The following is a 20,627-nucleotide window of genomic DNA, read 5'->3' as shown; positions in this document are numbered from 1 at the left end:
TCCGAAACCGTGAGAGAAGGCAGCAACGAATATGGCGAAAGAAGAACAGAAAAAAGGCAAGGGCGGCAAGCCGCAGGATGAGCCGAAGGCGGCAGCGGGAGCCCCGCGGCATTCGGCAAAAGAGCGTCCCCGGTTGCGTGTCCGGTTCGAGAAGGAACTGGCGCCCGCGTTGATGAAAGAACTCGAACTCAAGAACCCCGCTGCTGTTCCACGGCTCAACAAGATTGTCGTGAACATGGGCGTAGGCGAAGCAACGCAGAACGCAAAGATCCTTGATCCAGCGGTCAACGAACTGGGTCAGATTACCGGTCAGAAGCCGGTGGTCACGCGGGCTCGGAAGTCGATTGCGGCCTTCAAGGTCCGCGAAGGCATGCCGATTGGAGCTATGGTCACGTTGCGTGGGGATCGGATGTACGAATTCTTCGATCGCCTGGTCAGCATCGTGCTCCCACGTGTCCGGGATTTTCGCGGAGTCTCGACGAAGTCGTTTGATGGACGCGGCAACTATACGCTGGGCCTGCACGATCAGTTGATCTTCCCGGAAATTGACTACGCGAAGGTCGACAAACTGAAAGGCATGAACGTCACGATTGTGACGACGGCGCGGTCGGACGATCAGAGCCGCGTGTTGTTAAAGCATCTCGGGATGCCGTTCAGAGCCTAAGGCAGAAGTAAGAAGTCAGATTGCAGAAGCAAGAGATCTTGGCACGGCCGGATGTTGAGCTAGAAGCTAAGAGCTAGAAGCTAGGAGCTAAGTTTGGCAACTACAGCAAAGCGAGTGAAGGATGCGAGAAAGCCGAAGTTCTCGTCACGCAAGCATAACCGCTGCAAGCTGTGCGGACGTCCACGAGCCTATTTGCGTAAGTTTGGCTTGTGCCGTCTGTGTTTCCGGCAGTTGGCGCTGCGGGGCGAAATCCCCGGAGTTTCGAAGTCGTCCTGGTAGGAAAGGTCGTCGTTCGCCGTTCGTCCTTCGCCTAAGGCGAGATGCGAACAGCGAAGGACGAACAACGGATAGCAACAAACAAGCTGCTGCAGGTTCTCCGCTTGACGCGGAGCGAACGGGCGGCTCGAGGAGAAGCAGAAGATGAGGTTGACCGATCCGGTCGCAGACATGTTGGCGCGTATCCGTAACGCGATTCGCGCGCGGCACCAGAAAGTGGATATTCCAGCTTCGAAACTGAAGACGGAAATTGCCCGCATTTTGAAAGAAGAAGGCTTCATTGCCAACTTCAAGCCGACGGAAGAAGAGGGCCACAAGGTCCTGCGCGTTTATCTGAAGTATGGCAACAACAACGAGGCAGTGATCTCGAACCTGGCGCGTGTGTCGCGTCCGGGATGCCGTGTGTACGTGCGGCGCACCGAGATTCCGCGAGTACTGGGCGGCCTCGGCATCAACATCCTGACCACGCCGAAAGGCGTGATGACCGGACGCCAGGCGCGCCGGCAAGGTCTGGGTGGTGAGTTGTTGTGCGAAGTCTGGTAAAGCAGCTGCCAGCTGCTAGCGCCTAGCTAGTAGCCAGAAGCTAGAAGCCAAGAGCGAACTTATGTCACGAATTGGAAAAAAGCCGATTGCGATCCCGAAGGGCGTGACGGTTAACGTTGATGGCAACACGGTGCGGGTCCAGGGGCCGAAAGGCAAACTGGATACGCCACTTCCGTCCGGTATCAAGATTGAGCAGAAGGACGGCAACTTGCTTGCGGTGCGCGAGAACGATTCGCAGGCCGCGGTTCATGGGCTGGCGCGTGCGCTGGTCAATAACGCCGTGCAGGGCGTCACCACCGGCTGGACGAGAGATCTGGAAATCGTCGGCATCGGTTATCGCGCGGAAATGAAGGGCAAGGGCATGGTCGTATTCAGCCTGGGCTATTCGCATCCGATCGAATATCCACTGCCCACGGGCGTGGAGTGCGCGGTGGATGCGAAGCAGACGAAGTTGTCTCTGACGGGTATCGACCGCCAGAAGGTGGGACAGGTTGCGGCTGAAATGCGCAGTCTGCGTCCGCCGGATCCGTACAAGAACAAAGGCGTCCGCTATTCCGGCGAGCGCTTGAAGAAGAAGGTTGGCAAGACCGGAGCGAAGTAAGAATTCCGTCGTTCGCGGTTCGTCGTTGGCTGTTCGCGGGTTTTGCGAATCGCGAGCGACGAAAGACGAGCGACGAACAGCGAACGACGAAGGACTGATTCCATGCTGAGCAGAACATCAAAAAACGTTACCCGGCAGCGGGTGCATGATCGTATCCGGAAGAAGGTTGTCGGTACGCCGGAACGTCCGCGGCTGAATGTGTACCGGTCGCTGAACCACATCTACGCGCAGTTGATTGACGATCTCAAGGGCGAGACGATTGCCGCAGCCTCTACGGCTGAGGGCAAGAAGAGCGATCGCGCAACTGGCGGAAACGTGGCGTCGGCCAAAAACGTAGGCAAAGTCATTGCGGACCGAGCCAAGGAAAAAGGAATTTCGCAGGTCGTATTCGACCGCGGTGGTTATCTGTATCACGGGCGAATCAAGGCGCTGGCAGAAGCGGCGCGAGAAGCAGGATTAAAGTTTTAGTCGAGCTACTAGCCACTGGCTGCTAGCTACTAGCGATCAAAGAAATTGCTTGCTAGAAGCTAGTGGCCAGAAGCCAGCAGCCGAGATGGGAATGAGATTTCATGCCAACAGTCATTAAGAAGCTCGATGCGGCTTCGTATCAGTTGAAAGACCAGGTAGTTTCGATCAACCGCGTGACGAAAGTCGTCAAGGGCGGTAAGAACCTGTCGTTCGCGGCGCTGGTTGTTGTCGGCGATCCGTCGGCGGCGGTGGTCGGATACGGCTCCGGCAAGGCGAAGGAAGTGCCGCAGGCCATCCGCAAAGGAATCGAATCGGCGAAGAAGAACCTGATGCACATCAACCTGACTCAGACCACGGTCCCACACATTTCGCTGGGACGTTATGGCTCGGGCCGGGTGCTGCTCAAGCCGGCGCCGGAAGGCACGGGCGTGATTGCGGGCGGCGCGGTGCGTGCGGTTATGACTTCGGCGGGCATTCAGAATGTGCTGACCAAGTCGATTGGGACGACGAATCCCCATAACGTGATCAAGGCCACATTTGACGCGTTGAAAAAATTGAAGAACCGGGAAGAAGTGGCGGCGTTGCGCGGCAAATCGTCGCAAGAACTGTAAATTCGAGCTCTTGGCTGCTAGCTACTAGCTCCTAGCTAGTGGCCAGAAGCTAGAAGCCAGAAGCGGGAATAGTAATGACAACGAAGACATCGAAAGCGGCGAGCGGCAAGATCCAGATCAAGTGGGTGCGGTCGGCGATTTGCACCCCAGTGAAACAGAAGCTGGTCATCAAGGGGCTGGGTTTCACGCGGCTGAACCAGGTCATCGAGCGGCCGGACAACGCCGCCATCCGCGGCATGGTGAAGAAAGTCCCGCATTTAGTTGCGATCGTGAAGTAGCAGGAAGTCAGGTCTCAGAAAAATCTGTCGTCTGGCATTTCTAAGACCTAATACCTTAAGACCTGACAACTAGGATTTGACTATGAATTTATCGACGATACGGGCTCCACGTAAGGCAACGGAAAAGCGCAAGCGGGTCGGACGCGGTATGGGGTCCGGCATGGGCAAGACTTCGTCGCGCGGACATAAGGGACAGTGGTCGCGTTCGGGCGCGCGCTTGTTGCGCGGTTTTGAAGGCGGCCAGATGCCGCTGCACCGCCGTATGCCGAAGCGCGGGTTTACGAATGTATTCCGTGATGAGTTTTCCGTCGTGAATCTGGACCGCCTGGAAGCGATGGGCGTAAGTGAGATCACTCCGGAATCGCTGCGTAAGGCCGGCGTCATCAAAGGCAAGCAGCAAGTCAAGATTCTTGGGACGGGTGAGTTGAAAACCGCGCTCAACGTGAAGGCTCACAAATTTTCCAAGACTGCTCAGGAAAAAATCACCAAGGCGGGCGGCAAGTTTGAGGTCTTGCAGTAATGTTGGAAAAGCTGGCGAACATCTTCCGGGTACCCGACCTTCGTAAGCGCGTGCTCTTCACGCTCGGCATCTTGGCGGTGTATCGCCTGGGCGGGCACGTTCCCACGCCGGGAATCAACGGCGAGCGACTGGCGCAGTTCTTTGAACAGAACCGGGGCACGGTTCTCGGTTTTGTGGACCTGTTCAGCGGCGGCAATCTTCGCCGTCTGACGATTTTCGCTCTCGGCATCATGCCGTATATTACGGCGTCCATCATCCTTCAGTTGTTGACCGTGGTTTACGAGCCGCTGGCCAAGCTGCAAAAAGAAGGTGAGATGGGCCGCAAGAAGATCACCCAGTGGACACGCTATGTGACGGTGATCCTGAGCGCGGTGCAATCTTTTGGTATTGCTATCAGCCTGGAAAAAGCAGGCGACTTCGTTACGAATCCCGGCCCTGGTTTCATCCTGATGACCATGCTGACCCTCACAACTGGTTCGGCATTCATCATGTGGCTGGGCGAGCAGATCACGGAGCGCGGAATCGGTAACGGCATGTCGTTGCTGATCTTTGCCGGCATCGTGACCGGATTGCCGCGCGGCATCATCGATCTCTACGAAAAAGCGAAAAACGACGCCTGGGGAGCGTTTACATTCCCAGCCATCATCATGCTGCTGGTTTTGATGGTCGCCGTGGTGGCGTTCATTGTTTACGTCGAACGCAGCGAGCGCCGGATTCCGGTGCAGTACGCCAAGCGCGTGGTTGGGCGCAAAGTCATGGGCGGGCAGTCCACGCACTTGCCGCTGCGTGTCAACGCGGGCGGCGTCATGCCGGTCATCTTCGCGTCGTCGATCCTCGCATTGCCGCAGATGTTAGGCACTCCATTTCACAACAATAAAGTGATTGGTCCGATGCTCGACGCCCTGCGCTGGGGAGAGCCGTTGTATGCCACGCTCTACGCGCTGGGAATCATCTTCTTTGCCTACTTCTACATCTCGATCGTGTTCAATCCGAACGAGGTTGCCGACAATATGCGGAAGTACGGCGGGTTTATTCCCGGCATCCGGCCAGGTAAGCGCACCGCGGACTACATCAACGACGTGCTCACGCGGATTACGATTATCGGCGCGCTCTACCTCGTCATCATCTCGCTGATTCCCGAGTGGATGATTACCGGCATCAAGTTGAATCACTTGTGGCTGGTGGGGCGATACCTGGAAAATCTTCCGACCTGGCTGCTGAACGGCTTGGGCGTGAATTTCTATTTTGGCGGCACTTCGACATTGATCGTGGTGGGAGTCGCCATGGACACGGTTACACAGATTGAGGCGCAACTGATCATGCGGCACTATGACGGATTTACTCCGAAGAGTGGCCGTTTGCGCGGACGCCGAACCTGGTAGGAGATTGAGAGCCGGTAAAAACCGGCACGACAGTTCTGTGGGCGCGGGTGTGCGGTCCCTCCGCGAGAGGAAATACGACTAAAGGGGCCATTTTGAATGGCCAACGCTAGCACACCAAAGATCGGGCCGATAATTTTGCTGGGTCCTCCGGGAGCCGGTAAAGGAACACAGGCCAAAAGAATCGTGAGCCATTACGGCATCCCGCAAGTCTCCACCGGAGACCTATTGCGGGAGCATGTAACCCGGGGCACCGAGCTCGGACGGAAAGCCAAGGGGTTCATGGAACAGGGCAAGTTGGTTCCGGACGAGTTGCTTTATGGCATCGTTGCAGACCGGCTGGTTCAGCCGGATTGCCAGCGAGGCTTCATTCTGGACGGGTTTCCCAGGACCGCCGCCCAGGCAGCATGGCTGGATGCTTATCTGCCACAAGAGCTCTTTGACAAGTTGGAGAAGTGTTCGCCGGTTGTGATCCGGATGGATGTCGACTATACTCAATTACTGCTACGGCTTACCGGGCGACGTTCCTGTCCAACCTGTGGGCGGATTTACAACCTCCACACTCAACCGCCTCACGTCGACGAGTTGTGCGACCTGGACGGTTCCAAGCTGGTCCAACGGGATGACGATCGCGACGAGGTCATACGGCCCCGTCTGGCGGCGTATGAGATCCAGACCAAGCCGGTCGCAGAGTACTACCAGGCCAAGGGCAATCTGATCCCGCTGGACGCGGATCGCTCGATGGATGAGGTAACAGCCGACATCTTCGCGGCGATTGAGAGCCACGCGGGATGCGAGTAACGGACGGAACGGCATAGCCGGAATCATGAGTTTTGGAGACGACAAAATCGTTCGCAAGTCGCCGGAAGAGATCGAGAAGATGCGGCGCAGCGGACAACTGGTTCGTCAGGTTTTGGACCACGTGAAAACGCTGGTTGCTCCGGGGGCCACGACCATGGACCTGGAAAAAGCAGCCGACAAGCTGATCACGGACTTGGGAGCCAAACCGGCGTTCAAGGGATACTACGGTTATCCCTGTGTGCTGTGTACTTCGGTGAACGAAGAAATTGTGCACGGGATCCCGTCTGAAAAGCGGGTGCTGAAAGCGGGCGACATCGTGTCCGTCGATTGTGGAGTGGTGCTCGACGGGTACTACGGAGACGCCGCGATCACCGTACCGGTGGGTGAAAAGCTCACGGACGAATTGAAGAAGCTGCTCGAGGTTACGGAAGCCTCGTTGTACAAGGGAATCGAGCAAGCACGGATCGGCAATACGATCGGGCATGTGGGATCGGCGATCCAGAAATACGTTGAGGCAAACGGTTTCAGCGTAGTGCGCGAGTTTGTTGGGCACGGAATCGGAACAAAACTGCATGAAGCGCCGCAGATTCCGAATTTCGGCAAAAAGGGCCAGGGCATCGAACTCACCGAAGGAATGGTATTGGCGATCGAGCCAATGGTGAATTCGGGACGTCCCGAGGCAAAGGTTTTGGGCGACAAGTGGACTGCCGTAACCGTCGATGGCAGCTACAGCGCACATTTCGAGCACTGTGTAGCGGTTACCAAACAGGGCCCGATGATTTTGACCCAGTAAAGAAATCAGTTCTCGGTTCCCAGTTCTCAGTTCTCGGTAAAACCAGAGAACTCGCGGATCTGGGTTTTTCTGAGAACTGAGAACTGGGAACTGAGAACTGGTTCAGGGGGTCGATGAGTAAAGAGGACGCGATTGAAGTCATGGCAGTGGTGCTTGAGCCCCTGCCGAATGCCATGTTCAAGGTGGAGTTGGAAAACAAACACCAGGTACTGGCGCATGTTTCCGGGAAGATGAGGAAGAACTTTATCCGCATCCTGCCGGGAGACAAAGTCGCGGTCGAACTTTCTCCGTACGACCTGAATCGTGGGCGGATCGTATATCGCTACAAATAATTTCAGGCTGTCATCCCGAGCGAAGCGAGGGATCTGGGGTTGCTGAGAACTGACAGCTGAGAACTGAGAACTGGTTATGAAGGTAAGAGCATCGGTAAAGAAAATTTGCGATAAGTGCAAGGTCATCCACCGCAAGGGTGTGGTACGGGTGATTTGCGAGACTGCCAAACACAAGCAACGTCAGGGATGAATCGGCTGCGAGCCGTGAGCTGCGAGCCAAAAAACGCTCGAAGCTCGAAGCTCGAAGCCGCTGAGCGTTAGCGGGAAAGGGTTCGGAAACATATGGCTCGTATTGCCGGCGTCGATCTTCCACGTAACAAACACGTGAACATCGCGCTTACTTACATCTACGGAATCGGCAACTCGCGTTCGGCTCATATTTTGAACGAAGCGAATGTTGAACCGACGAAAAAAGTCCAGGATCTGGGCGAAGACGAAGTCAACCGCATCCGCCAGGTCATCGAAGCGGAAGGCTCGGTGGAAGGCGATCTGCGCAAAGACGTTTCGATGAACATTAAGCGGCTCATCGAAATTGGCTCCTATCGCGGATTCCGGCATCGCCGCAATCTGCCCGTCCGCGGACAACGCACCCACACCAATGCCCGTACCCGTAAGGGTCCGCGCAAGGGAACGGTTGCGCAGAAGAAAAAGACGGCGACAAAGACTTAAGAACAGCTTCTGGCTTCTGGCTTTTAGCTAGGAGCTAGTGGCTAGGAGCTAACGGCTACTATGGCAAAACCGGCAGCGGCAGCAGGAGCAGCGGGCGCAGCGGCACCCGACAAAAAAGGCAAGAAGAAGACTTTCAAGAAGAAAGAGCGGAAACACGTTCCGCACGGTCTGGTGCACGTGCAGGCCTCTTTCAACAACACGATCGTGACCATCTCGGACACCAGCGGCAATGTGCTGGCCTGGAAGAGTTCAGGATCGCTCGGCTTCCGCGGATCGCGCAAAGGCACTCCGTTCGCAGCGCAGCAGGCTGCGATGAACGCCGCCAACATGGCGCGCGATCATGGCGTCCGCAGCGTGGATGTGAAGGTGAGCGGTCCGGGTTCGGGCCGCGAGTCTGCAGTACGTGCGTTGGCCGCAGCGGGAATCGAAGTCCGGTCCATCAAGGACTCGACCCCCATACCACATAACGGTTGCCGACCGCCGAAGCGCCGCAGAGTGTAAGAACGAGGGGTTAGTGGTTGGTGATTAGTGGTTAAAAAACTAGCCACTAACCACTAATCACCAACCACTGATTTTATGATTTTGGTCCGGGATGAAGGGTGAAGCCAAACCTGTAAACCGGTCATCTAAAGAAGGAGAACAACTTGGCCCGTTATACCGATGCAGTGTGTCGTCTATGCCGACGGGAAGGCATCAAGCTCTTCCTGAAAGGCCCAAAGTGCTTCACGGACAAATGTCCGCTCGAGAAGCGCAACTACGCTCCCGGCCAGCACGGAAAAGACAAGAAGACCAAGGTTGTAGGTTACGGCCTGCAATTGCGCGAAAAACAGAAAGCCAAGCGCATCTACTTTACCCAGGAAGGCCAGTTCCGGAATTACTTCGAGAACGCCGTGAAGTCCCAGGGCGTGACCGGCGCCAAGCTGCTTGAGTCGCTGGAACGCCGGTTGGACAACGTTGTTTTCCGCCTTGGCTTCGGCATTTCGCGCCGCCAGGCACGGCAGCTTGTCCGTCACGGACACGTACTGGTGAATGGCAAGAAAGTGAATATCCCGTCGTACGAAGTCACGGTCGGCGAGGAGATTGCGATTCGCGAGAGCAGCCACAAGGTTTCCATCCTCGAAGTGGCCAAGGAATTCGCAAGTCATCAGCCCGCTCCGGTTTGGCTGGAAGTCGATCGTGATGCTTACAAAGGTCGCGTGACGGCGCTGCCGAGACGCGAAGACATCCAGTTGCCAGTCAATGAGCAGCTGATTGTCGAGTTGTATAGCAAGTAACGTCGTTGGTCGTTCGTCCTTCGCTGTTCGCTAAGACCAGCGAGTCGCGAAAGACGGAAAGCGAACGACGAACAGCGAGTTTTTGGCCTGTTTCGTGCCAGATCAGCTCGCAACGGCATTTGATCCGAACTTAGTACCAGGCCGGTTCGGAGAGCCGTCGCGAAGCCATATGGCCGAGAGGAGAATTACCAATGTTGTGGAAGGGTTTTCAAAAACCGAAACGGCTGGCAAGCGATGCTACCGGCCTCACCGACAAGTACGGAATGTTCTGGGCGCAGCCTTTTGAACGTGGCTTCGGAACAACCATCGGAAATGCGCTTCGACGCGTGTTGCTGAGTTCGATCGAAGGGGCGGCGGTTACGGCCGTGAAGATCGATGGAGTGTTGCACGAGTTCCAGTCGATTCCCGGCGTGGTTGAAGACGCGACCGACATCATCCTGAACCTGAAGCAGATTCCATTCAAGTTGGCGGGAGATGGACCGAAAGCGATCTACCTGCGCGCGGATCAGCCCGGTGTTGTCACCAGCGGCATGATTGAAGCCGACGGCGATGTGGAAGTTCTGGACAAGGAAGTCTACATTGCGACCGTAAGCGAAGGCGGCAAGCTCGACATGGAAATGCGCCTCAAGCGTGGGCGCGGCTATGTCGCGGCCGACAAGAATTTCGAAGACGATCTCGGCATCGGCTTCATTCCCATTGACTCCGTGCATTCTCCGGTGCGCAAGTGCAATTACACCGTGGAAGCAGCACGTCTCGGACAGATCACCGACTATGACAAGCTGACACTCGAAGTCTGGACGAATGGTTCGATTACTCCCGGGGATTCCATCGGACTCGCCGCGAAGTTGCTGAAGGATCACATGAATATCTTCATCAACTTCGAAGAAGAAATCGAAACTGCGTCTTCGAACGAAGAGCGCAAGCCGGAGATCAAGAACGAAAATCTCAACCGGTCGGTCGAGGAACTCGAACTTTCGGTGCGCAGCTACAACTGTCTGAAGAATGCGAATATTCAGTCCATCGGCGAATTGGTGCAGAAGACCGAAGCCGAGATGCTGAAGACGAAGAACTTCGGACGCAAGTCGCTGAACGAGATCAAAGAAATTCTGTCCTCGATGGGCTTGAGCCTGGGCATGAAGATCGACGAGCACGGTAACGCCGTACCCGGACCGACTTCGAACCAGGTGCTGCCTGCATCAGCATACGGGGATAACGACCTATAGGAACCAGTGGTTAGTGGTCAGTGATTGGTGGCTAGTAGAGACCACCGCATGGCCGCTAACCACTGATCACTAATCACGAGCCACTGAGGTTTACCATGCGTCACAAGGTTGCGGGATTCAAACTCGGGCGGAACACATCGCATCGGCGGTCGTTGTTCCGGAATATGGTTACGTCGTTGATCATGGAAGAACGGATCGAGACGACGGCCATCAAGGCCAAAGCAGTACGTCCGCTGGTCGAGAAGATGATTACGCTCGGCAAGAAGGGCGATCTGGCCGCGCGTCGGCAGGCGGCAGCTTACCTGATGACGAAAGCCGCTGTCACCAAACTGTTCGATACCGTGGCTCCGCGCTTTGGCGATCGCAAGGGCGGATATCTACGGATTGTCCTGACCGGCTGGCGCAAGGGCGATGGCGCTGACACGGCATTCATTGAACTGCTGGGCAGCGAACAGGTGCTCGACGAAAAGCGGACGAAACGTGCCGAAGTCCGTGCCAAGCGTGCCGAAGAAACCCGCAAGGCAATGGAAGAAGCCGAGGCACAGCAGGGTGCAGGCGCACCGCCAGATGAGGGCGGAGACAAGAAAGAGTAGTTTTAGCAAACGGGTTTTGGCCACAATATTAAGGGCGTCCGCGAGGACGCCCTTTTTCTTTGCTTGTGACAAGAGGAACTATGGCCCGAGAGGGCCGGTCACGGTGCCAATCAGTCCTGTCTTGTTGTCGAGCACTGCCAGGCGCAATTCCTTGCCGCCGGCGGGGATATCCATGTCGATGGGAACCAACATCCCTTTTTCAAGAATTTGCTGATAAGTGGCGGCGTCGAAACTGCGATCGACCTTTGTGGTACGCGTGCCCATGTTTTTCCCGTTCTGATCGTAGACACTTGCATACATAGTGACGTTCATTTTCTTACTGCCACTGGAGTCCTCTGCGGTCAGAGTGTGTGCATCGATCAGGAAGACCACGCGCATCTTGCCTGGGTCGGTGGGTTTGGATTGGGCCATGAATGTTATCTGAGTGGCAGGAGCATTAACGTCGAGAGCGGCGGAAACGTCCTGTTCAAAGTTGTGGTTCTTGGCTTGAGTGGGATCGACAGCGAAATAACCTTTGCGGTGACGCAACTGGATATCGCCTTGCGCCACCTTCACTTTGATATTGCGATACTTTCCGTCCCATTTCTTGTTATCAGGGTAGTATCCAATCGAATAGGACGCCTTTTCGTCACTCGCTGCCAATGCGATGCCCAACTTGATATCGTTTTGGTTGGTATAGGCTTTGCCGCCGGTTTCGGAAGCAATCTCCTGCATCGTTCCTGTGTTGGCAACGTCTATGCCGCTCGTCATGATGCCACGGATGTCGACCGGATAAATGGCGATTCCTGCACTCGCGAGCTGCCATTCGGCATCACGGATTTCCTGGCCATGCAATTCCCGCGCCTGAGCTGCTTGTGAGCCGGAAGCGTTGACGTCCACAGATCTCTCGCGTCCCTGGCCGGGAAGGCTCGCCATCAATTCTTCGTCGGTCATATTGCGGTCTTCCGGGTGCAAGTCGAAGGGAAAGTCAGCGGTGAGCCACACTACATTCTTACGGCCCGGCAAGCCTCCCAGCATGCGAGCCAGACTCCGCATTGCGTCAACGGTGATGACGGTACGCCGTTCCAGGACATAGCCGACTTGTAGGTTCGCGAAGCCCGCAATCGCCGCTTGGGCGTTGGCAATCAACGCGGCCATGGTCCCGCCTGGGCCGCCTCCGCCTCCTGCCGCAGCCGCCGACGCAGGCAAAGCGATACCGGGTTGCAGAATCGGTTGCTCTGGCCGCAGATTCTTAATAGCCTGCAGCAGAATTTGCGGGTCACTGGTGAACTGCTGCAGAACGCGTAAACGGTCGGTCAAAGTGATGACCGCCATCGGCCGGCCGGACTGCCCCTGTTCCAGCACATATTTCAACATCTGCGAACGGGCGTACGCCTGATCCTTGAACTGCGAATTAGCATCCAGAAGCAATACCGTGGGTATGCCTGCCGGGCTCACATTTTCCGGGTGGTTCGAAAAAACTCCTGGTGGCGGAGGCGTGCTCGCGGTCCTGCTGGCGGCGCCGGGTGGAACAAAAACAGAAATCTTCTGCTTCTTGCCGTTTTCTTCTGCGGTGAAGTCTTCTGCTTTGAGTCCCGTGACCGGCTGGCCCTTCTTATCGGTGACTACGACGTCGACCATGACGAGCCGCGAATTCGTGCGGATCGTAATCGGGGGAATATCCGCAGGCGCCTCTTGCGCGCACAACAGCGTTGGCCCTGCAGATAGATCGAAAACTAAGAGCAGGGCGAGGAAGTAGCGTAACTGCCGGATGCGCGACATGAAACCTCCACGGTAGGGCGGAACATAGGGGAATAGGGGAATTTATCTTGTTTTATGCAATTTGGCAATCAAGGCACATCAGCTTTTTTGTTAAGGATGGCATTCCCGACCATCACCGCTGCGACTCGCCACCGACGATATGTGGAACATCCCATTTGCCTGATCCGTTTCGGCTCCCTACAATAGAAAACACCCCAACATTCTTATGATCCATTTTCCGGTTCCCGAGGCTCTTACTTTCGACGACGTATTGCTGTTACCGGCTCGCTCCGAAGTTGTGCCGTCTCAAACCAATACGCAGACTCAGATTTCCCGCAACATTCGCCTGAACATTCCCATCGTCAGCGCTGCCATGGACACGGTCACGGAATCGCATATGGCAATTGCCATGGCGCAACAGGGCGGACTGGGCATCATTCATCGCAACCTGACCATCGAGCAACAGGCCAATGAAGTCGACAAGGTCAAACGCTCCGAGAGCGGGATGATCGTGGATCCCGTCACCATGTCACCTGATGCCAAGGTTTCTGACGCACTCGACGTGATGAAGAAATATAAGATTTCGGGCGTCCCGATCACCCAAAAAGGCGGAAAACTGGTCGGCATCCTGACGAATCGCGATCTGCGTTTCGAATCGCGCTTCGATATTCCCATCAGCAAGGTGATGACCAAGGAAAACCTGATCACTGTGCCGGTGGGAACGACGCTCGAGCAGGCCGAAGAGATTCTGCATGAGCATCGCGTCGAGAAGTTGCTGGTGGTCGACGACAAGTACAACCTGAAGGGTCTGATCACAGTTAAGGACATTCAGAAGAAATTGAAGTATCCCGGCGCGGCCAAGGACAGTCACGGGCGCTTACGAGTTGGGGGAGCGATCGGCGCGACCGGCGATTTCATGGATCGCGCGCGAGAATTGGTCAATGCGAAGGTGGACGTTCTCGCCATCGACAGCGCACATGGACACTCGATGCTGGTTGTCGAGGCTGTGAAGAAGATTAAGGCGCTCCTGCCGGAAGTGGACCTGATTGCCGGCAACGTCGCAACCTTCGACGGCGCTTGCGAACTGATTCGCGCGGGCGTGGATGGCATCAAGGTCGGCATTGGTCCGGGTTCGATCTGCACGACCCGAGTAGTCACCGGCGTGGGCGTGCCGCAGATTACGGCGATCGCCGAGGCGGCGCGGGCGGCGCGCGATACGAATGTTCCGATCATTGCCGATGGCGGGATCAAGTATTCCGGCGACATCACGAAAGCGCTGGCCGCTGGTGCGTCTGCGGTGATGATTGGTTCCATGTTTGCCGGAACGGACGAGAGTCCGGGCGAACTGATTCTGTATCAAGGCCGCACATTTAAGTCCTACCGCGGCATGGGATCGTTAGGCGCGATGGCGGCGGGTTCAAGCGAGCGCTATTTCCAAAACTCCGATGGCGACTCCTCTATTCCGATGCCCGCGATTGGTGAAGAGTCGAACCGGCTCTCGAAGTTGGTGCCGGAAGGCATCGAAGGACGTGTACCGTATCGCGGATCGGTGGCGATGATTGTCACGCAGATGGTGGGCGGCCTGAAATCGGGCATGGGATATTGCGGCTGTCCCGGGATTCCGGATCTACAACAGAAAGCGCGCTTCGTGCGCATCAGTTCGGCGGGCCTGCGCGAAAGCCACGTTCACGACGTCATCATTACTCGCGAAGCTCCGAATTACGCGCTGGAATAGGGAAGAGCCTGAACTTGCCAAGTGCCCGTCCCAATCTAGCCCGAGCGTGGTGGCCTGCTATCGTATGGATCGGCCTCATCACGTTCGAATCCACGGACTACCTGTCCTCGCAGAATACCGGCAGCATGCTGTATGACCTGCTGACGCGCATTTTTGGTTTTATCAATCCTTACGAGTTCGATTACTGGCACCACTACCTGCGCAAGACAGGGCATGTGGTCGGCTACGCTATGCTGGGACTTCTGCTGCTGCGTGGCCTTTGGATGACTTTTGCAAATCGCCCGGAGCGGATGCGATTGCTTCCTGTGTTTGCGTGGCTGGGGACGGCATTTGTCGCGACGATGGACGAGTGGCACCAGAGCTACATTCCGTCGAGAACCGGCACGCCGTGGGACATTCTTCTCGATAGTACGGCTGGACTCGCAGCGCTGGCGCTCGCCTATCTTGCCCTCCGTAAGCGAGCGCCTGCGCCGGTTAATAAAGAAACTTAAGCGCCAGTTGAATCACTCGCTGGCTCTGTGCTGCCTGAATGTTTCCGAATGTCGGCGAACTGATATCGCTGTCGGGAATCCGGAAATTTGGATGGTTTAGAACGTTGAAGAACTCCGCCCGGAATTGAAATTCCTTCGACTCCTTGATCTTGAAGTTCTTGAACGCGGAGAAGTCCCAATTGGTGTAGCGTGGGCCCTGCACGATGTTGCGGCCTGCGGTCCCGAAGGTTCCGGGATCGGTTACCTTCGCGAAGGCGTCGATGTTGAACCACTCCGTTGTCGTCTTCGGTCCTGCGTTCGGATTGCCCACCAGGTTCGGCCGGTTGGCGGTGAAGCCGGTAATTTCTGGTGCCCCGCCCTGTAGAGAGTAGTCGTTGGAGTCGAACACCGTGAAAGGCGTTCCCGACATAGCGGTGAAGATGCCATTGACCTGCCACGCGCCGAATGCGTACTGATACCAATTATGGGACTTCTGCCAGAACGGCAGGCTCCATTCGTAGCTCAGTACGAAACGGTGCCGGGAATCGAACAAGGACCGGCCGCGCTCTGCGGCGAGGTTGAAGGGATCCTGCGCCAGATCGTTCTCGCCCGCCACTGGCTTCGAGGCTGATCCTGTCATGTTGAATGACGAAGCGTAGTCGATTGACTTCGAATACGTATACGAAGCCAGGAACGACACGCCGTGGCTGAAACGCTTGCGGGCGCTCGCTTGCAGTGCGTTGTAAGAAGAATTCGTATTGCCGGTGATCAACCCGGTGGAAGCGTAGACACAGTCGCTCTCTGGATCCTCAAGTCCGCAACCCGAATGGAGGCGGCGCTGGTCGACGTTGTTGGGAGAAGACTCGCCGGGAATGAATACAGCCGGATTGCCTTCCACAAAGCGCGGTAGTTTCGTGCCCTTGGTTCCGACGTATCCAACTTCCACAAGAAAGTCGTTGCCGAATGAGCGCTGAATGTTCAAGTCCCAATCCTGCGCGTACGGCAAAGGCAGGTTGCGCGCCAAAGTCAGGTTCGTCATCGGAGTGACAAACGTTCCCGGCGGCGGCGGGCCGTCTGGGGCAAATGGATTTTGGAAGTTTGGAAGGTTGATCTGAGCCGTTTGCAGGTAGGGAGGTGCGCTGATCGGCGCCTGTAGGGGACCGCCTTGGCCCGTGTAGTAGGGCTCGTAGAAGATTCCATACGACGACGTCACCAGCCACTTGGAAGCCCCTGTTGGATCCCAGGCAAAGCCAACGCGCGGAGCAAATCCCTTTCTGAATGTTGGAATCAACCCGGCGGGCACTCCCGGGTCACCCGGATAGAGCAGACCGGCAGGAGCATTCGGGAAGACCTTCGATTGCGCATCCGGCACCCAGAGGCTTTGTCGATTGTGAATTTCGGTGTAGGGGGAAGGTACTTCGTAACGGACTCCGAGATTCAGTGTCAGGCGCGAGGAGAGGCGAAACGTATCCTGACCGTAGAAGTTGAAGGCATTGCCACGGATGCCGCGCCCGAAGTCGCCGCGTCCCTGCAGAAAGAAGACGGGCTGCTGAAAGAGCAGGCTCGCAAAGGGATCAGAAATAGGGAAGCCAGCGACAACAAAGAATCCGTTGGTGGCGATACCTTGCAGAACATTGATCTGTGCCCGCTGGTACCCCCCACCGAATTTGATCTCATGGCGGCCGCGAATCCACGTGAGTGCGCCCGAGTAGTCGAACGTATTCTGATAGGTGTTTCGCGGGCCCGTAATCGGATCGCCAACCGTGGTATAGCCATTTACCTGGATGAAGGGCGGTCCCACGGCGGCCTCCAGGCTGGGATCGTATCCGAAGCCCAGATCGCCCGGCGTCGTGTGGTTGGTCCTCTCCCCGTGGAGAAATTTGTTGCGCAGGAAGGAGAAGCGGAAAACGCCAATCATCGACGGTGAGAAGGTGTGCGTCTCCGTGGTCACGAAGTTTTGGGCGCGGAATGTTTCGCCGATTGGAAATCCAGGTACGCTCGCTCCCGATGGAGAGAGCGGATCGAAAGCGGTTCCGTCATTGAACGAGTAGCGGAAGTTTAACGTGTCCTTGGGGCTGAGGTAATGGTCGACGCGGATTCCGAACTGGTTGCTGTCATCACGGCGCGTCACCGTGAAGTTGTCGGTGTTCGTTCCACTGTTCGGCTCCGGGAAAAGGCCCAGGAGGTTCTGTAGGAACTGAGAATCCGGGTTGTAGTCGGTGAACTGGTTGAACGGATAAGGCGTGAAACTGAAGAGGTTGACCAGCTGTCCTCCAAGATCGCCCTGCTCCGGATTAAAGTTCCGGCAAATCCCGCTTTCAGGATCAAACCCGACGTCCTCCGGACACAGCTGGGAAAAGTCGCCCTGCCTCTCCGCCAGTGACGGCACGGTGGATCCCTGGGTTACTCCCTGTCGATTGCGGAACCCCTCGTAGTATCCGTAGAAGAAGGTTTTGTCCTTGCGGATCGGTCCACCGATACTCGCACCGAACTGGTTCTGCTTCAGAGGTTCAGCGGATGTAGCAAAGAAGTTGGTGGCATCAAAAGCGTCGTTGCGCAGGAACTCCCAGAGTGCGCCGTGAAAGCGATTGGATCCTGATTTGGTGATGATATTCGTGGTCGAGCCAGTGCTGTGGCCGAACTCGGCGTTTGCGCTGTGTGTCAGAATGCGAAATTCGGCGATCGCATCGACGGGCGGCTGCAGTACGAAGCCAGCATCCACACCGTTGAAGTTGCTGGCGCCATCAATGAGGAAGTTGTTGGACTCCGGCCGCTGGCCGTTCACCGCATAGCCTTGCTTGCCACGCAATATCCCGCCCGCTTCGCGAAGTCCGGGTGTCAGTGGCACGACTCCGGGTTGGAGTAGTCCGAGTGTTGAGAAGTCGCGTCCATTCAAGGGCAGGTCCAGGAGTTCCTGCTGCAATACCGTCTTCCCCAGGCTCGTGACCGTCTGCTGGATCAATTGCGCATCCGCCGTGACGACGACTTTTTCCGTCTCCGACCCCACGGCGAGACGAACAGGCACTGACAGAGTCTCGTTGACACTCAGCGAGATCCCCTCTTGAACATATTTCTGGAAGCCCTTGGCTGCGACTTCAATTCGGTAGTGGCCCACGGGCAGTTCCAGGATGACGTAGTTGCCGTCATGATCCGTGACAGCGGTGCGTGTCCGCGACGTTTCGACCTGCGTGGCCGTCACGATCGCATCGCGAACGATGGCGCCACTGGGGTCGTTTGCCGTTCCTCGAATGCTGCCTGTGATCTGCTGGGCCAAAGCGCTGCCAACCAGAAGAATCGCGATGGATAGATAGAGCTCAATCTTGAGACGGGTCATTAGTTTTGTTTCCCTTGGCGCTGTGGCGCGTCGCTGCACGTCTAGATGGAATACGGTCGTCCGCGGCAAGCGCAGACTTCCCCACGAAAGTTGGTTGATTATTGGGAACGGCGAGTCGGAGGACAATAGTAGAAAAAGAGTATCGATGCGTGAGTCTTGCGTTTCGTTGAGAGATCGAGGCAAAATAAAGGACCGGGCCCTGCTTTTGGGTAAGCAAGGCCCAGTCTGTTCGCTACAAAGCGGGGAGGGTTATGGTGTGATGGCGAATCCCGCCGAATTGTTTGATCCGCTCGCCATGCTGCTGATCTGAGTCAGCACTCCGGTCGTCGAGTCCACCGAGTAGATGGTGATCGCTCCAGGAGTCACTGAGATCTCCGAAACCTGGTTGACGACGTAGGCAAACTTTCCGTTGGGATGGAGTCCGCCTCCGCCGGGTTCGGTGTTCGTCGTGAAAGGCATTCCGGCGACCGCAGTCAGTGTGCCATTCGCATTGATCGTGAATGCCAGGACATCGTTGCTGACGGCGTTGCCGCCGTACAGGTGAGTTCCAGAAGGATCAAATGTCCAGACCGAAGTCTGTGTTCCCCCTGAGGGATACGTGTTGATGGCAGTAAGGGCGCCGGTGGAGTTGTTGATGCTATAGCCGCCTACGTTATTGTCGTCGCGGTTGCCGACGTAGAGATACTTGCTCTGGCTATCGGCAACCGCGGTCCCAACTGCGGTGCCGGCGGGGAAGGGCGATCCGGCAACCGGGCTAAGCACTCCGGACGCGATCACGAACGCCTGGATGTTATCCGCGTCGCGATCGGTCACGTAGAGATACTTATTGTTGGGTGTGACGGCGAGTCCGCGGACGCGTCCTCCGCCCATCGCATAGGGTGATCCGGAGACCTGCGTCAGTGCGCCGGTCGTCGTGTTGACCGAGAATGCGAACAGCATCGACGCCGTGTCGCAAGTGACGTAGGCAAAGTTCCCGTCCGGCGAGAAGACCATGTAGAACGGATCGGTATCTGCGGCCGCCGTTCCCGCGGCTGTCAGAGCACCCGTCGTCGCGTTCACACTGTAGATGCCGATGTTGGCTGCGCCGCGATTCAAGCTGTACAGAAACTTTCCGCCAGGATGCATCGCAAGGAAGCCGGGGTTCGTGTTCGCGCCGGTGGAGATACCTCCAGCCGCGGTCAGAAGGCCGGTTGTGTCATTCACGGAGAAGATCTTGATGGTGCTGTCGGGGAAACTGCCTACATACACGAACCGGTTGGCGGGCGGCGCGCTTGTGATCGTGACAGTCGCCGTATCGGACTTGGTGTTGTCGGCAACAGAAGTGGCCGTTACGCTCACGGTTGCGGGACTCGGAACTGCGGCGGGGGCTGTGTACAGTCCGGTGTTTGAAATCGTGCCGTGAGTTGCGTCACCGCCGGCAGTTCCGTTGACGTCCCAGGTGACTGCCGTGTTGGCGGTTCCGGTGACGGTCGCAGTGAACTGCTTCGTTGCGGTGACCGCGACGCTGGCAGTCTTGGGCGCAATGGTCACCGTAATCACAGGAGCCGAGGTCACGGTCACGGTCGCGCTGTCGGACTTGGTTGGGTCGGCGACCGATACCGCAGTCACCGTTACGTCGGCAGGACTCGGAACGCCGACTGGCGCCGTGTAAAGTCCGGTTCCAGAAACCGTGCCGTGCGTGGCGTCTCCCCCGGTAACGCCGTTCACCTGCCAGGTCACGCTGGTGTCGCTCGCGTTGGTGACAGTGGCGGTGAATTGCTGCGTGGCCCCCACGACAACGCTCGCGGTCTGCGGAGCTACCACCACACTCACTGGCGGCGGATTGATTACCGTTACCGTAGACGATGCTGACTTCGTGTTGTCAGCCTGCGAAACCGCGGTCACCGTGACTGTTGCGGGAGAGGGCGCAGTCGCGGGCGCAGCATAGAGTCCGGAAGCTGAGACCGTCCCGTTGGTGGCGTCTCCTCCGGTTACACCGTTGACCTGCCAGGTGACGGCGGTATTCGAGGTGTTGGTTACGGTTGCCGTGAATTGCTGGGTCAGTCCGGTTTGTACCGAGACGGTAGTTGGAGTCACGGAGACTGAAACCGCGGCGGGAGCGCTTGGATCGTTGCTGCAGCCGCCTAGAAACAACGTGACGATCAGAAGGGCGAACGTCAACCCTCGAACTTGACTTCGTGGCATGATTTCTCCTGTGAGTGAAAAACTCCGACCGTCAGTTGTCCCCACGCGGGCGAAGCGATTGCGGAGTCTTACCGGAGCGCGAAGGCGTGATCAATACCCCGCAGGGTAAATAACTCTCCCCTGCCAAGGTGTTGACATC

23 protein-coding genes are annotated in these 20,627 nt (G+C 56.8%); 20 read left to right on the top strand and 3 right to left on the bottom strand.

Annotation, left to right across the window (positions count from 1 at the left end; all coding sequences use genetic code 11):
* Positions 1-31: 31 nt before the first annotated feature.
* The 18 genes from rplE (at position 32) to rplQ (ending at position 11,025) form a co-directional block, all read left to right on the top strand.
* Entirely contained in the window at positions 32-664 is a 633-nt protein-coding gene (gene rplE / locus HY010_18980) for a 50S ribosomal protein L5 (protein ID MBI3477824.1), read from the top strand.
* A gap of 93 nt (positions 665-757) precedes the next feature.
* Entirely contained in the window at positions 758-943 is a 186-nt protein-coding gene (locus HY010_18975) for a type Z 30S ribosomal protein S14 (GenBank protein MBI3477823.1), read from the top strand.
* Positions 944-1,084: 141 nt separating this feature from the next.
* Positions 1,085-1,483: a 30S ribosomal protein S8 gene (rpsH, locus tag HY010_18970; protein MBI3477822.1), complete on the top strand. Its 399-nt coding sequence runs from the start codon at positions 1,085-1,087 to the stop codon at positions 1,481-1,483.
* Positions 1,484-1,544: 61 nt separating this feature from the next.
* On the top strand, positions 1,545-2,084 hold the full coding sequence (rplF, locus tag HY010_18965; protein ID MBI3477821.1) for a 50S ribosomal protein L6: 540 nt from the start codon (positions 1,545-1,547) through the stop codon (positions 2,082-2,084).
* Positions 2,085-2,186: 102 nt separating this feature from the next.
* Positions 2,187-2,552, top strand: coding sequence for a 50S ribosomal protein L18 (gene rplR / locus HY010_18960; GenBank protein ID MBI3477820.1), 366 nt, complete (start codon positions 2,187-2,189; stop codon positions 2,550-2,552).
* Positions 2,553-2,653: 101 nt separating this feature from the next.
* Entirely contained in the window at positions 2,654-3,163 is a 510-nt protein-coding gene (gene rpsE / locus HY010_18955) for a 30S ribosomal protein S5 (protein ID MBI3477819.1), read from the top strand.
* A gap of 74 nt (positions 3,164-3,237) precedes the next feature.
* On the top strand, positions 3,238-3,441 hold the full coding sequence (gene rpmD, locus HY010_18950) for a 50S ribosomal protein L30 (protein ID MBI3477818.1): 204 nt from the start codon (positions 3,238-3,240) through the stop codon (positions 3,439-3,441).
* Positions 3,442-3,523: 82 nt separating this feature from the next.
* Positions 3,524-3,961: a 50S ribosomal protein L15 gene (gene rplO, locus HY010_18945; protein MBI3477817.1), complete on the top strand. Its 438-nt coding sequence runs from the start codon at positions 3,524-3,526 to the stop codon at positions 3,959-3,961.
* Positions 3,961-5,343 carry a preprotein translocase subunit SecY gene (gene secY, locus HY010_18940; GenBank protein ID MBI3477816.1) on the top strand — a complete coding sequence of 461 codons (1,383 nt, stop codon included), beginning with the start codon at positions 3,961-3,963 and terminating at the stop codon, positions 5,341-5,343. Before rplO ends, secY begins: the two co-directional genes overlap by 1 nt.
* A gap of 96 nt (positions 5,344-5,439) precedes the next feature.
* A complete protein-coding gene (locus tag HY010_18935) occupies positions 5,440-6,141 on the top strand; it encodes an adenylate kinase (GenBank protein MBI3477815.1) in 702 nt (233 codons plus the stop codon).
* Positions 6,142-6,166: 25 nt separating this feature from the next.
* Positions 6,167-6,934: a type I methionyl aminopeptidase gene (gene map / locus HY010_18930; protein ID MBI3477814.1), complete on the top strand. Its 768-nt coding sequence runs from the start codon at positions 6,167-6,169 to the stop codon at positions 6,932-6,934.
* 113 nt (positions 6,935-7,047) lie between these two features.
* Positions 7,048-7,266: a translation initiation factor IF-1 gene (gene infA, locus HY010_18925; GenBank protein ID MBI3477813.1), complete on the top strand. Its 219-nt coding sequence runs from the start codon at positions 7,048-7,050 to the stop codon at positions 7,264-7,266.
* A 76-nt stretch (positions 7,267-7,342) separates the two neighbouring features.
* Positions 7,343-7,456, top strand: coding sequence for a 50S ribosomal protein L36 (rpmJ, locus tag HY010_18920; GenBank protein MBI3477812.1), 114 nt, complete (start codon positions 7,343-7,345; stop codon positions 7,454-7,456).
* A 92-nt stretch (positions 7,457-7,548) separates the two neighbouring features.
* A complete protein-coding gene (rpsM, locus tag HY010_18915) occupies positions 7,549-7,935 on the top strand; it encodes a 30S ribosomal protein S13 (protein MBI3477811.1) in 387 nt (128 codons plus the stop codon).
* Positions 7,936-7,995: 60 nt separating this feature from the next.
* Positions 7,996-8,436 carry a 30S ribosomal protein S11 gene (gene rpsK / locus HY010_18910; GenBank protein ID MBI3477810.1) on the top strand — a complete coding sequence of 147 codons (441 nt, stop codon included), beginning with the start codon at positions 7,996-7,998 and terminating at the stop codon, positions 8,434-8,436.
* 143 nt (positions 8,437-8,579) lie between these two features.
* A complete protein-coding gene (gene rpsD / locus HY010_18905; GenBank protein ID MBI3477809.1) occupies positions 8,580-9,209 on the top strand; it encodes a 30S ribosomal protein S4 in 630 nt (209 codons plus the stop codon).
* Between the two features lie 191 nt (positions 9,210-9,400).
* Positions 9,401-10,432 carry a DNA-directed RNA polymerase subunit alpha gene (locus HY010_18900; GenBank protein MBI3477808.1) on the top strand — a complete coding sequence of 344 codons (1,032 nt, stop codon included), beginning with the start codon at positions 9,401-9,403 and terminating at the stop codon, positions 10,430-10,432.
* A 95-nt stretch (positions 10,433-10,527) separates the two neighbouring features.
* Positions 10,528-11,025 (top strand): 50S ribosomal protein L17, encoded by a 498-nt coding sequence (gene rplQ, locus HY010_18895; protein MBI3477807.1) that lies wholly within the window; start codon positions 10,528-10,530, stop codon positions 11,023-11,025.
* Between the two features lie 78 nt (positions 11,026-11,103).
* Here the strand turns inward: rplQ and HY010_18890 are convergent, their stop codons facing one another.
* The gene (locus tag HY010_18890; GenBank protein MBI3477806.1) at positions 11,104-12,786 is read right to left on the bottom strand and encodes a VWA domain-containing protein; all 1,683 of its coding nucleotides are present in this window, start codon (positions 12,784-12,786) and stop codon (positions 11,104-11,106) included.
* Between the two features lie 205 nt (positions 12,787-12,991).
* On the opposite strand from HY010_18890, the gene guaB reads away from it, so the two are divergent.
* Both guaB and vanZ read left to right on the top strand, forming a co-directional pair.
* Positions 12,992-14,500 (top strand): IMP dehydrogenase, encoded by a 1,509-nt coding sequence (guaB, locus tag HY010_18885; protein MBI3477805.1) that lies wholly within the window; start codon positions 12,992-12,994, stop codon positions 14,498-14,500.
* 14 nt (positions 14,501-14,514) lie between these two features.
* Entirely contained in the window at positions 14,515-14,991 is a 477-nt protein-coding gene (gene vanZ / locus HY010_18880) for a VanZ family protein (protein MBI3477804.1), read from the top strand.
* On the opposite strand, the gene HY010_18875 is transcribed toward vanZ, so the two are convergent.
* Together HY010_18875 and HY010_18870 are read right to left on the bottom strand one after the other, a co-directional pair.
* Entirely contained in the window at positions 14,975-18,304 is a 3,330-nt protein-coding gene (locus HY010_18875; protein ID MBI3477803.1) for a TonB-dependent receptor, read from the bottom strand. The genes vanZ and HY010_18875 overlap by 17 nt on opposite strands.
* 249 nt (positions 18,305-18,553) lie before the next feature.
* The gene (locus HY010_18870; GenBank protein MBI3477802.1) at positions 18,554-20,488 is read right to left on the bottom strand and encodes a beta-propeller fold lactonase family protein; all 1,935 of its coding nucleotides are present in this window, start codon (positions 20,486-20,488) and stop codon (positions 18,554-18,556) included.
* Between the last annotated feature and the right edge of the window lie 139 nt (positions 20,489-20,627).

The organism is Acidobacteriota bacterium, from assembly GCA_016196065.1.
In the GTDB taxonomy this organism is placed as follows: Bacteria; Acidobacteriota; Terriglobia; order Terriglobales; family Acidobacteriaceae; genus Acidiflorens.
This window is presented reverse-complemented; position numbering and strand designations above follow the sequence as displayed.